This window comes from Pseudomonas sp. WSY_20 (genome assembly GCF_043104335.1).
GTDB classification, from domain to species: domain Bacteria; phylum Pseudomonadota; class Gammaproteobacteria; order Pseudomonadales; family Pseudomonadaceae; genus Aquipseudomonas; species Aquipseudomonas parafulva_B.
The window spans coordinates 1-12,344 of sequence record NZ_JBICKP010000054.1; the positions used below are offsets into that span (position 1 = coordinate 1).

The 12,344-nt window shown below is 61.7% G+C and carries 12 protein-coding genes; 6 read left to right on the forward strand and 6 right to left on the reverse strand.

The features are described 5' to 3' along the window. Window positions 1-20: 20 nt before the first annotated feature. The gene (gene trxA, locus ACF8E5_RS13205) at window positions 21-347 is read right to left on the reverse strand and encodes a thioredoxin TrxA (RefSeq protein WP_058602819.1); all 327 of its coding nucleotides are present in this window, start codon (window positions 345-347) and stop codon (window positions 21-23) included. Window positions 348-603: 256 nt separating this feature from the next. On the opposite strand from trxA, the gene ppx reads away from it, so the two are divergent. After that, window positions 604-2,106, forward strand: coding sequence for an exopolyphosphatase (gene ppx / locus ACF8E5_RS13210; protein ID WP_058638203.1), 1,503 nt, complete (start codon window positions 604-606; stop codon window positions 2,104-2,106). Here ppx and ppk1 read toward each other — a convergent pair. After that, on the reverse strand, window positions 2,093-4,336 hold the full coding sequence (ppk1, locus tag ACF8E5_RS13215) for a polyphosphate kinase 1 (protein WP_058602818.1): 2,244 nt from the start codon (window positions 4,334-4,336) through the stop codon (window positions 2,093-2,095). The genes ppx and ppk1 overlap by 14 nt on opposite strands. A gap of 213 nt (window positions 4,337-4,549) precedes the next feature. Here ppk1 and ACF8E5_RS13220 point away from each other — a divergent pair, with 213 nt between their 5' ends. Both ACF8E5_RS13220 and elbB read left to right on the forward strand, forming a co-directional pair. Further along, window positions 4,550-5,134 (forward strand): DedA family protein, encoded by a 585-nt coding sequence (locus ACF8E5_RS13220; RefSeq protein ID WP_023532679.1) that lies wholly within the window; start codon window positions 4,550-4,552, stop codon window positions 5,132-5,134. A gap of 101 nt (window positions 5,135-5,235) precedes the next feature. After that, a complete protein-coding gene (elbB, locus tag ACF8E5_RS13225) occupies window positions 5,236-5,895 on the forward strand; it encodes an isoprenoid biosynthesis glyoxalase ElbB (RefSeq protein WP_058638195.1) in 660 nt (219 codons plus the stop codon). A gap of 54 nt (window positions 5,896-5,949) precedes the next feature. Here elbB and ACF8E5_RS13230 read toward each other — a convergent pair whose 3' ends face one another. Then, on the reverse strand, window positions 5,950-6,402 hold the full coding sequence (locus tag ACF8E5_RS13230; RefSeq protein WP_058638196.1) for a YaiI/YqxD family protein: 453 nt from the start codon (window positions 6,400-6,402) through the stop codon (window positions 5,950-5,952). 152 nt (window positions 6,403-6,554) lie between these two features. Between ACF8E5_RS13230 and ACF8E5_RS13235 the strand changes: the two genes are divergently transcribed. Beyond that, entirely contained in the window at window positions 6,555-9,410 is a 2,856-nt protein-coding gene (locus ACF8E5_RS13235; RefSeq protein ID WP_197844300.1) for a class I adenylate cyclase, read from the forward strand. 31 nt (window positions 9,411-9,441) lie between these two features. Here the strand turns inward: ACF8E5_RS13235 and rnk are convergent, their stop codons facing one another. From rnk to cyaY, 3 genes are all read right to left on the reverse strand, one after another. Then, window positions 9,442-9,852 carry a nucleoside diphosphate kinase regulator gene (gene rnk, locus ACF8E5_RS13240; protein ID WP_058638197.1) on the reverse strand — a complete coding sequence of 137 codons (411 nt, stop codon included), beginning with the start codon at window positions 9,850-9,852 and terminating at the stop codon, window positions 9,442-9,444. Window positions 9,853-10,070: 218 nt separating this feature from the next. Further along, window positions 10,071-10,292 (reverse strand): DUF1289 domain-containing protein, encoded by a 222-nt coding sequence (locus ACF8E5_RS13245; protein ID WP_058602813.1) that lies wholly within the window; start codon window positions 10,290-10,292, stop codon window positions 10,071-10,073. A gap of 1 nt (window position 10,293) precedes the next feature. Next, complete coding sequence (gene cyaY / locus ACF8E5_RS13250) at window positions 10,294-10,626, reverse strand: iron donor protein CyaY (protein WP_023532439.1); 333 nt, start codon at window positions 10,624-10,626, stop codon at window positions 10,294-10,296. A gap of 244 nt (window positions 10,627-10,870) precedes the next feature. Here cyaY and ACF8E5_RS13255 point away from each other — a divergent pair, with 244 nt between their 5' ends. After that, complete coding sequence (locus tag ACF8E5_RS13255) at window positions 10,871-11,086, forward strand: lipoprotein (RefSeq protein WP_058638864.1); 216 nt, start codon at window positions 10,871-10,873, stop codon at window positions 11,084-11,086. A 9-nt stretch (window positions 11,087-11,095) separates the two neighbouring features. Then, on the forward strand, window positions 11,096-12,343 hold the full coding sequence (gene lysA, locus ACF8E5_RS13260; protein WP_058638863.1) for a diaminopimelate decarboxylase: 1,248 nt from the start codon (window positions 11,096-11,098) through the stop codon (window positions 12,341-12,343). Window position 12,344: the final 1 nt, after the last annotated feature.

Consider the following 12,344-nt stretch of genomic DNA (forward strand, 5'->3'; position numbering starts at 1 on the left):
GCATTTGCGGGGCTTTTTCATCACAGGTGGGCGTCGAGAAACGCTGCCAGCTGCGATTTGGACAAGGCGCCGACCTTGGTGGCTTCGACGTTGCCGTTCTTGAACAGCATCAGCGTCGGGATACCACGCACGCCGTGCTTGGCTGGGGTTTCCTGGTTTTCGTCGATGTTCAGCTTGGCAACGACCAGCTTGCCTTCGTACGTAGTGGCGATGTCGTCCAGAACCGGAGCGATCATCTTGCACGGGCCGCACCATTCAGCCCAGTAGTCGACCAACACCGGGCCTTGAGCCTGAAGCACTTCGGCATCGAAGGTGGCGTCGGTGACGTGTTTGATTTTGTCGCTCATGGAAATCTCCAAGGTCGTAAGCACGGAAAACGTTGCCCATCATAGCCGCCCCCGCGGTCGACAGGAAGCCGCAGACGATTGAGTGTAACTATAGTTGTGCAAGAGCACTCGAATCGAAACTGTCACATCGCCGTCATCCAATCGAATGGCATATTGCCGTATATCAAGCTCACCGCGCAGGCCAGGTGCCACGCGTTGGCGACCAGCCTGCTATCGTGGCACGATTGCCAGGTTAATGACCGAGAACTTCCAGATCATGCCGCATACCACCGCGAAGAACCTGTCCCTGATAGCCGCCATCGACCTTGGCTCCAACAGCTTCCACATGGTCGTGGCCAAGGCCCACCACACCGAAATCCGCATTCTCGAGCGGCAGGGCGAGAAGGTACAGCTGGCCGCCGGCATCGATGAGGAGCGCAAGCTCAGTGAAGAAGCCATGGAGCGCGGCCTTGAGTGCCTCAAGCGCTTCGCTCAGCTGATCAACGGCATGCCCGCAGGCTCGGTGCGCATCGTCGGCACAAACGCCTTGCGTGAAGCGCGCAACCGCAACATCTTCATCCAGCGTGCCGAAGCCATCCTTGGCCACCCGGTGGAAGTCATTTCAGGCCGCGAAGAGGCCCGCCTGATCTACCTGGGCGTTTCCCACACGCTGGCCGATACCCCAGGCAAGCGCCTGGTGGCGGACATCGGCGGCGGCAGCACCGAATTCATCATTGGCCAGCGCTTCGAGCCCCTGTTGCGCGAGAGCTTGCAGATGGGCTGCGTCAGCTTCACCCAGCGCTATTTCCGTGACGGCAAGATCACCCCGGCGCGATATGCACAGGCGTATACGGCCGCCCGGCTTGAGCTGATGAGCATCGAGCATGCCCTGCACCGCCTGACCTGGGATGAAGCCATCGGCTCGTCCGGCACTATTCGTGCCATCGGCGCCGCCATTAGGTCCGCAGGCCTGGGCAATGGTGAGGTGAATGCCGACGGGCTGGCCTGGGTCAAGCGCAAGCTGTTCAAGCTGGGCGAAGTCGACAGGATCGACTTCGATGGGGTCAAGCCGGATCGGCGCACCATCTTCCCGGCGGGCCTGGCCATCCTCGAAGCGATCTTCGATGCCCTGGAGCTGCAGCGCATGGACCACTGCGACGGTGCGCTGCGTGAAGGTGTGCTGTTCGATCTGCTTGGACGGCATCATCATGAGGACGTACGCGAGCGTACCCTCAACTCGCTGATGGAGCGCTACCACGTCGACCAAGGCCAGGCCGCCAGGGTCGAGCGCAAGGCACTGCATGCCTTCGACCAGGTGGCCGAGGCATGGGACCTGCAGGACGGCAACTGGCGCGACCTGCTGGGTTGGGCAGCCAAGGTCCACGAGATCGGCCTGGACATTGCCCACTATCATTACCACAAGCACGGCGCGTACCTGATCGAGCACTCCGACCTGGCAGGCTTCTCGCGCGAGGATCAGCAGATGATGGCCTTGCTGGTGCGCGGCCACCGCCGCAACATTCCCAAGGACCGTTATGCCGAACTGGGGGATGAAGGGGTCAAGCTGCTGCGCCTGTGCGTGCTGCTGCGCTTCGCCATCCTGTTCCACCATATCCGGGGCACGCAGCAGATGCCCAAAGTCGAGCTCAAGGCGGCCGACAACCGCCTGGAAGTGGTATTCCCGGAAGGTTGGCTCGAACAGAACCAGCTGACCCAGGCCGACTTTGCCAACGAGGCGGAGTGGCTGGCCCGGGTCGGCTTTGTCCTCAGCGTACGTTGAGGACCGGGTTGCTCAGGCGCTCCAGTAGGGTCGCCTGGGCACTGCGCGGGTTCTGGTTACCCGTTGGACTGCTGCGCACATAGCGCCCGTCTGGCTGAAGGGTCCAGGCGTGGGTGTTGTCGGTCAGGTACGCCTCCAGTTCCTTCTTCACCCGCAACAGCAGCTTCTTGCCCTCGACCGGGAAGCAGGTCTCGACCCGCTTGTCGAGGTTGCGCTCCATCCAGTCGGCACTGGAGAGGTAGATCTGCTCTTCACCGCCATTGAGGAAATAGAACACACGGGTGTGTTCCAGGAAGCGGCCGATGATCGAGCGCACCTGGATGTTATGTGAAACCCCTGGAATCCCTGGACGCAGGCAGCACATGCCACGCACGATCAAGTCGATCTTCACCCCCGATTGACTGGCCTTGTACAAGGCCTTGATGACCTTCGCATCGGTCAGCGAGTTGAATTTGGCGATGATATGCGCCGGCTTGCCGTCCAAGGCGAACTGGGTTTCGCGGGCGATCATGTCCAGCATGCCCTTTTTCAAGGTGAACGGCGCATGCATCAGTTTCTTCATGCGCAGGGTCTTGCCCATGCCGATCAACTGGCTGAACAGCTTGCCGACGTCTTCGGTGAGCGCATCGTCGGAGGTGAGCAGGCTGTAGTCGGTGTACAAACGGGCGTTGCCAGCGTGGTAGTTGCCGGTCCCCAGGTGCGCATAGCGTACGATCTCGCCCTGCTCGCGGCGCAGGATCAACATCATCTTGGCGTGCGTCTTGAAACCGACCACGCCATAGATCACCACCGCGCCTGCTGCTTGCAGGCGGCTTGCCATCTGCAGGTTGGACTCCTCGTCAAAGCGTGCGCGCAGTTCGATCACTGCGGTGACTTCCTTGCCGTTGCGCGCTGCATCGACCAGCGCATCGACGATTTCCGAGTTGGCGCCGGAGCGGTACAGCGTCTGGCGTACGGCCAGGACGTGCGGGTCCTTGGCCGCCTGGCGCAACAAGTCGATGACCGGCGTGAACGACTCGAAGGGGTGCATGAGCAGGATGTCCTGCTTGCTGATCACGCTGAAAATATTGTCGGCGTTCTGCAGCAACTTCGGGATGGCCGGGGTGAACGGCACATATTGAAGCTCGGGATGGCTGTCCAGCCCGGTAATGCTGAACAACCGCGTCAGGTTGACCGGCCCGTTGACCTGGTACAGCTCGCTTTCGCTCAGGCTGAACTGCTTGAGCAGGTAGTCCGACAGGTGCTTGGGGCACGTATCGGCGACTTCCAGGCGCACGGCATCGCCATAGCGGCGCGAGAACAGCTCGCCACGAAGCGCCCGGGCCAGGTCGTCGACTTCCTCGGAATCCAACGCCAGGTCGGCGTTGCGGGTCAGGCGGAACTGGTAGCACCCCTTGACCTTCATGCCCTGGAACAGGTCGTCTGCGTGGGCATGGATCATCGACGAAAGGAAGACATAGTTCGCACCGGTGCCACCCACTTCCTCAGGCACGCGAATGACCCGTGGCAGCAGCCGCGGTGCCGGAATGATGGCCAGACCTGAATCGCGGCCGAAGGCATCGACGCCTTCGAGCTCGACGATGAAGTTCAGGCTCTTGTTCACCAGCAACGGGAATGGGTGGGTAGGGTCCAGGCCGATCGGGGTGATGATGGGCGCGATCTCGTCGCGGAAGTAGCGACGCACCCATGTCTTGAGCTTGGGTGTCCAGTGACGACGACGAATGAATCGAATCTGGTGTTTTTCCAGCTCTGGCAGCAATACATCGTTGAGAATCGCGTACTGGCGATCGACCTCGATATGCACCAGTTCGCTGATGCGCGTGAGGGCCTGGTGCGGCTGCAAGCCGTCGGCGCCGGCCTGCTCGCGGGCGAAATTGATCTGTTTCTTAAGCCCAGCCACACGAATCTCGAAAAACTCGTCCAGGTTGCTCGAGAAAATCAGCAGGAACTTCAGGCGTTCGAGCAACGGGTAGCTTTCATCCAGCGCCTGCTCCAGTACCCGGATGTTGAACTGCAGTTGGGACAGTTCGCGATGAATGTACAGGCTGGTATCGTCCAGGCCGGGCACGGCGATGGGCGGCGCCGGGGCCGGCGTGGGCGTCGCTGGCTCCGCTGCAGGCTCTACAGCGACCTGGGACCCGGGTGGCAGATCAGGCGGGGTCTGCACCAGCTCCTCTGGAAGCTCCTTGGCATCCTTGATCAAGACAGGGGGAAGCACTTCGTTATTCATCTGGCGGTCCTGAGGACGTTAACGCCCTATCATCAATTGAGCGGCAAGATAAGCGCCCATTATGACGCCTGTGTTACACGCCAGGGCAAGCCATGGCACACGGTTGCAGACATTGTGGTGGCGGGCACTGTTCACGTCGAGACACATTTGGACACTTTCCCGAACGCACGCGAAGGGGTAGGCTGCGCGTTCATTTCGCCAGCACCTCAGAAAATGCTCCAACAATTCCTGCAGGATTTCGGCTACTTTGCCCTTTTTCTAGGCACCTTCTTCGAAGGCGAGACCATTCTGGTCCTTGCAGGCTTTCTTGCGTTCCGCGATTACATGGACATCAAGCTGGTATGCCTGGTGGCATTCATGGGCAGCTATGCCGGTGATCAGCTGTGGTATTTCATGGGTCGTCGCCATGGACGCAAGATTCTGGCGCGCAAGCCCCGCTGGCAGGCAATGGGCGACCGCGCCCTGGGCCACATCCGTCGCCATCCCGATATCTGGGTGCTCAGCTTCCGCTTTGTTTACGGGCTTCGCACGGTAATGCCGGTCGCAATCGGCCTCTCGGGCTATCCGCCGCGGCGCTACCTGCTGCTCAACGGCATCGGGGCCGCGATCTGGGCCATCGCCCTGGGTGCTGCGGCCTATCATTTCGGCGCAATCCTCGAAGGCCTGCTGGGCAATATCAAGCGCTACGAACTGTGGGTACTCGGTGCCTTGCTGGTGCTTGGCGTAGGCCTGTGGCTGCACCGGCGCTTTCGTACGCTGCGGGCAGAGCGCCGGGCTGCGCGCGAGTCCCAGGACTGAACACCTGCACCGCGGCACACTCCAACAGACATGGACCATCCCGCACTGCGCCGCGCTGCCAGCCTGACGGGTATCAAGCGCTTCGACCTGGAGTAATGAGCATGACAAAAAAAGTGGCGGTGATTCTTTCTGGCTGTGGCGTTTATGACGGTGCAGAAATTCACGAAAGCGTGATCACCCTGCTGCGCCTGGACCAACGCGGCGCGCAGGTGCAGTGCTTTGCACCGAACATCGCGCAGATGCATGTCATCGACCACCTGACCGGCAACGAGATGCCCGAGTCGCGCAACGTGCTGGTGGAATCTGCCCGTATTGCGCGTGGCGATGTGAAAGACATCCGTGAGGCGCGCGTCGAGGACTTCGACGCGTTGATCGTTCCGGGCGGCTTTGGCGCAGCCAAGAACCTCTCGGACTTTGCCGTAAAAGGCGCAGACTGCACTGTCAATCCGGATGTCCTGGCGTTGGCCGAGGCGTTCGCCGCTGCCTGCAAGCCAGTTGGCCTGATCTGTATCTCGCCTGCACTGGCTGCCAAGATCTATGGCCCTGGCGTGGTCTGCACCATCGGTAACGACGCCGATACCGCTGAGGCCGTCGTCAAGATGGGCGGCACCCACGAAGAATGCGACGTGCACGACATCGTCGAGGACCCGCAGCGCAAACTGGTGACCACTCCCGCCTACATGTCGGCAAAGACCATCAGCGAAGCCGCTAGCGGGATCTACAAGCTGGTTGATCGCGTGCTGGAGCTGACCCACGAGTAAGCTCCGCTTGCCCGGCTGGAGCGCCTGACCGGGTGGTTGACGCTCTACTGGATATCAACGCACCGATAGCCGAGTGATAATCCGGTCCAGCGCATTGGCAAACGCCTGTTTTTCGCGATCCCCATAGGGCCCCTGCCCGCCGCCCGACTGGCCCTGTTCACGCAGTTCGGTGAACAGGTTGCGCGTAGCCAGGCGCTCGCCCATGTTGCGCTCGTCGAACTCGCGCCCGCGCGGGTCCAGCGCCGCTACGCCTTTCTTCACAAGCCGGTCGGCCAGCGGCACGTCGCTGCAGACGACCAACTCACCCGGCACGGCATGCTCGACGAGATAATCGTCGGCCGCATCCATGCCGCTGGGTACCACGATCAGTTGCACGATGCCGAAGGCTGGCTTGGCCACCGCCTGACCCGCGACCATGACCACTTCGAACTTGCGCTTGAGGGCGAACTTGACGATCAGGTCCCTGGCGGCCTTCGGACACGCGTCGGCATCGATCCAAACACGCATGATTTACCTCACGTTGTCATTGAGCCAGCCATGATGCACTACCCCACAGGTTGCAGGAACTCGCGCAAATGGCCTCAGTACTCAATGAGCCTGCGTGGGCCGTATCGTTCAAGCTACACTCGCCCCAGCTTCAGCGGACTGATGAGCGCAAAATGAATTGTCCCGACGAGATCCAACTGGACCTGGACAACGGGATCGACCGTAAGCTGCTGGCCACCTTGCGCGGGCGCTACCTACAGATCAACGCAGGCCGCCTGCAGCGGGCAATGGCCGGTTTGTCCCCCCGCCAGCAGCAGGTGCTGACCGCGCTGCCAGTGCTGTTCCATGTGAACCATCCGTTATTGCCCGGCTATGTTTCGTCGATGACGCCGGCAGGGATCTGCGACTTCGAGCCAAGCGGCGACCAGATATTCGAAGCCCAGCGCCTGGCACGTGCCTTCAGCTACAAAGCCCGCGACAAGTCCTCTGCACGTTCCATCGACGGGCTGTTTCTAATCGGCAGCCTGGGCACGCTTGCCCAGGCTGAGGACAGCGACATCGATGTGTGGGTATGCCATACCAGCGAACTGGAGCACGAAGCGTTGGAGTCACTGCAGCGTAAATGCCAGTTGCTGGAGACCTGGGCCGCGAGCCAGGGCGCCGATACGCATTTCTTCCTGATTGACACCCAGGCGTTCGCTCAAGGCCAGCGCACAGGCCAACTCGGCACCGACGATTGCGGCACCACGCAGCATTATCTTCTGCTGGACGAGTTCTACCGCACGGCCCTCTGGTTGGCAGGACGGACGCCACTGTGGTGGTTGGTGCCGCCCGATCAGGAGTGCGCTTACCCGGCCTACGCCCAGACCCTGCTGGCAAAGCGTTTCGTACGCCCTGGAGAAGCGCTCGATCTGGGCCACCTGGCGCAGATCCCAGGCCACGAATTCATTGGCGCCGGGCTTTGGCAGCTGTTCAAAGGTATCGATGCCCCTCACAAGTCCTTGCTCAAACTGCTGCTGGCCGAAGCCTATGCCAGCGAATACCCCACCGTGCGGTGCCTGAGCCTTGACTACAAGCAAGCGGTGTTCGCCAATCAGCTCGACCTTGACCGTCTCGATCCTTACGTCATGGTCTACCGACGGATCGAGCGCTACCTGATACAGCGCGGTGAGCTGGCTCGGTTGGAACTGGTGCGGCGCAGCTTGTACCTGAAAGTGAACGGCAAGCTCAGCGAACAGGGGCGCGCCGAGGGCTGGCAACGCCGCCTGCTGCGCAGCCTGACCGACGCATGGGGATGGGGAGGCGCGCAGCTGGCCATGCTCGATGGACGCCCTGGCTGGGGGGTGCACCAGGTTACCCTGGAGCGCCGCGAACGGGTGGCCGAACTCAGCCGCAGCTACCGGTTTCTGGTGCAGTTCGCACGCGCTCACGACGCGACCAGCCGCGCTGACCTGCGCGAGCTCAGCCTGTTGGGGCGGCGCCTGCAAGCGGCATTCGAACGCCGTGCAGACAAGGTGGAAATCCTCCAGGGCGACCGTGCTTGCGACCTGGCCGAACAAACCGTGACGTTGGCCCAATCACCCAGCCGCAGAGCGCCAGGCAGCCACCCCTGGGCACTGTACAGCGGTAACCTGCATGGCCATGAGATGGAACTCGCCAACCCGATCAAGCGCTGCTGGCACCTTGTGGAACTGTTGGTCTGGGCCCATTGCAATGGCGTGATAGACAGCCACACACGACTGGCGCTGCATCCGGGCATCAGCGATCTGAAAGAGCCTGAATTGCAGGGCCTGCTCGCGAGCCTGCAGCAACTCATCGTGTTGCCGCTGCTGGCCGTCAGCGAGATGAGGCTATTGCAGCCAAGCGCTGCCGACGATGTGCTGCTGCTGATCAACGTGGGCATCGACCCCCTGCCCCACCACCGTGAACTGGATATCCTGCTGACCACTGAACGTACCGACTCGCTCAGCTACGGTGGCCTGCGGGAAAACCTGGTATTGACGGTGGACCAGGTCACGATCAGCTCCTGGAACGAGGTGCTGGTACACCGCTACGACGGCGAGCACGCGCTGATGCGATGCCTGCGCGACTTCATCAACCTGCCGAAACAGGCAAGCGGCTGGCCCAACGTGCGGGCGCACTGCTTTGCCCAGCACCGGGCGCAGGCCATCAGTCAGCGTGTCGCCGAGCTCTTCCAGACCGCGCGGCAGTTGCACGAACAGGAGGCCCCTGGCCGTTACCTGGTGCAAGTGGCGCACCAGGTTCATGTGCTGGAGTGGCTTGGGGGCAAGGTCGTCCTCACAAGCCTGGACGATCATGATGCGCTACTCGCGTTCCTGGGCCAGGCGCGCAGCACCTACAGCCCTGTGTATCTGGATGCCAATGCCCTGGCGGACACCGATGTGGGCCTTGTGCTCGAGCAAGCCCGCCGCGACTGCGTTCAGGTCTTCTATCGACTATTCGACAACTGGGCCGAGCTCTACGTGCTGGATGAATGCAACGCCTTGTGGCACGAGCGCGTGCCGTTGCAGGACGAACCTCATCTTCTGCTGCCGCTGCAACGCTTTCTGGCATCGGTCTTGCGACGACGCGAGGCGCAGTTGCCTTATGGTGCAAGGCAAGCAGCACGCCTGGGCATCGTGTACGCGCAGCTGCTCGGGTCTGGATCAGGCAGGGCACGGGGCCTGGAGCAGCGGGCGGCACCGGATGCGGGGAACGCGCAGCCCTACTACGACGTCCAGGCCATGCTTCACGCCGACGCCGACGGTGCCACGCATGTGACCTTGTTCTGCGAGGAGCAGGAGTTCTCCGAGCTCGACCATGGGCCGAGCCTGTATGGCATGGTGGCCCGGGAAATCATCGCCCAACGGCGAAATGCGGGCCAGTATCGGTGCTACATCACCGACTTGGATGTTTCCGGGTTGCCCGATGGCCGCCAGGCCACGACGCAGGTCTACCTGAACTACAAACGGACACTTGAGCAGGCCTTGAATGAGGGGCTACGGCAGGTGCTGGCGAGCCAGGCTTAGCACTGGCCGCGCCAGCGGTGCGTTGCAAGCACTAAAGGTCGAAATCGCCCGCCGCTTCCGGCTGGTACTCGACTTCCAGCAACTCCAGCTTGAGGGTCTTGCCCCCTGGCGCCGGCCAGTCGATCTGCTCACCCACCGACAACCCGAGCAAGGCACAGCCGATGGGCGCCAGGACCGAGACCTTGCCGTCTGGCCCGGCATCCTTGGGGTAGACCAAGGTCAGGTGGTAGTCCTTGCCACTGGCTTGCTCGCGGCAATGCACGCGCGAATTCATGGTCACTACACCTGCCGGTACCTCATCATGACCTACCACCTGCTCGGCACGGTCGAGCTCGCCGCTGAGCGCGAGCACGCCAGGGGTACTTTCGTCGAGGCTATCGAGCAGACGCTCCAGACGTTGTACATCCAAACGGGTGAGGATAAGGGAAGGCTTGGTGCTCATGATCCAGTCAGACTCCTTTGAACAGGCAGTTTTTCGATGCACAGATAAAGCGAAACCCCGCCCTGAGCGCGTAGTGCTGTTCACTTGAGATTGTTGGGGCTGCTGTGCAGCCCTAAGTGACCAGCATTACGCCCAAAGGCGGGGTTTTCGAATGCTTTGGCGTCATCGACGCAAGCCCCGACACTACCACAGCGGGGCAAATACTCAAGCCCTTGCTATCAGTGTGCCTTACGGTCGCGAAGCGCAGTGGCCTCGCGGCAGATCTGCCGACGGCGCTCGTCATCGGCAGAGCGCCATTCGCGGATATGTTCCACATGCCGATGACAGCCGGTGCACACGCGCTGCTCGTCAAGGCGGCAGATGCTGATGCACGGCGATGGCACCGCTGGGCTGACGTTGCTGTAAAGCGGCTTGGGGGGCCGAACGGGTGCATTGCTCATGTCAGATGTCGTCGAAATCCAGCTTTTCGCCGGCTCGCTCCCACACGATGCGCTCAAGCATTTCACCTAGCAGCTCTTCGCTCTTCTCGCACACCCACTTGCCGCTCTCTTCGTCATAGTCAAAGTGGAAGCCGCCTGACCGATCGGCCAGCCACAGCTGGCGCAAAGGCTCCTGGCGGCTGAAGATCAGCTGGGCTCCACCTTCGAACTTGACGGTAAGCACCCCAGCGGAGTTCTCCATGTCCAGGTCCAGCCCGCTTTCGTCGAACAGGTCTTCCAGCGCCTGCTGGGTAGCGTCGACCAGATCATGGAAACGCGCTTCACTCAAACTCATTGCAGGAACCTCGAAATTGGCGGCGTGACAGGCAAGCCGGGCACGATACGGGCGCTGGCCGATGAATGCAAAGGTTTAGCCAGGGTCCTTGCAGGCCACTTCGCTCGCAATGCAGCCCTGACGGCAAACAGGTGCAGGTCGGCACCAAGGATAGCCTGCCCGGCGGGCCGGTACTTGCATAGGCAAGCCGCCGGTCGCTCGGTATACTCGGGCTCAATACTGCATTTTTCTAAGGATTTCATCCATGAAGCGCCTGATTTCCTCCCTCGCGGCGCTGGTCGCTGTTGCCTGCCTCGTTTCTGCATGCGGCCAGAAAGGCCCGCTGTACCTGCCCGATGACGGCAAGGACCGCAAAGACGCCCACTCGGCGCACCAGCACCAGACCAAAGCCAAGTCAGCACAGACCGAGGAGCAGCAAGACACGCTGCAGTCCGAGCCTGAGCAGTCGCCTGAGCAATAAGGGAATCGGATGAACGTCTTCAATTACCGCGACGGTGAACTGTTCGCGGAAGGGGTGTCCCTGTCGGCGATCGCCGAGCGGCACGGTACCCCCACCTACGTGTATTCGCGCGCCCACATCGAGGCCCAGTACCGCAGCTACACCGATGCCTTGCAAGGGTGTGAACACCTGGTCTGCTTCGCCGTCAAAGCCAACTCGAACCTGGGCGTGCTCAATGTACTGGCGCGCATGGGTGCAGGCTTCGACATCGTTTCAGGTGGCGAACTCGAGCGCGTGTTGGCTGCTGGCGGGCGCGCCGACCGCGTGGTGTTTTCCGGCGTGGGCAAAACCCGCGAAGACATGCGTCGTGCGCTTGAAGTGGGCGTGCATTGCTTCAACGTCGAGTCCACCGACGAGCTGGAGCGCTTGCAGCAGGTGGCCGCCGAAATGGGCAAGGTCGCGCCCGTCTCGCTGCGGGTCAACCCGGACGTGGATGCAGGTACCCACCCGTACATTTCCACCGGGCTCAAGGAAAACAAGTTCGGCATCGCCATCGCCGATGCAGAGGCCATCTACGTGCGGGCCGCTCAGTTGCCCAACCTGGACGTAGTCGGGGTCGATTGCCATATCGGTTCGCAGCTGACCACCGTGGAGCCCTTTCTCGATGCGCTGGACCGCTTGCTGGTACTGGTCGACCGCCTGGCAGAGTGCGGTATCCACCTGCGCCACCTGGACCTGGGCGGCGGGGTCGGCGTGCGCTACCGCGACGAAGAACCACCGCTGGTAGCCGATTACATCCAGGCCATTCGCACGCGCCTGGGCGATCGAGACCTGGCACTGGTGTTCGAGCCGGGGCGCTATATCGTGGCCAACGCTGGCGTGCTGCTGACCCGTGTGGAGTACCTCAAGCACACCGAACACAAGGACTTCGCCATCATCGATGCGGCCATGAACGACTTGATCCGCCCAGCCCTGTACCAGGCCTGGATGGGCATCTGTGCAGTCAAGCCGCGTGAGGGCGAAGGTCGTCCGTATGACCTGGTCGGTCCGATCTGCGAAACCGGCGATTTCCTGGGCAAGGACCGAGTCCTGAACCTTGCCGAAGGTGACCTGCTGGCCGTTCAGTCAGCAGGCGCCTATGGTTTCGTGATGAGCTCCAACTACAACACGCGTGGCCGTTGCGCGGAAATACTGGTCGACGGCGACCAGGCTTTCGAAGTACGCCGCCGCGAAACCATCGCCGAATTGTACGCTGGCGAAAGCCTGCTGCCGGAGTAAG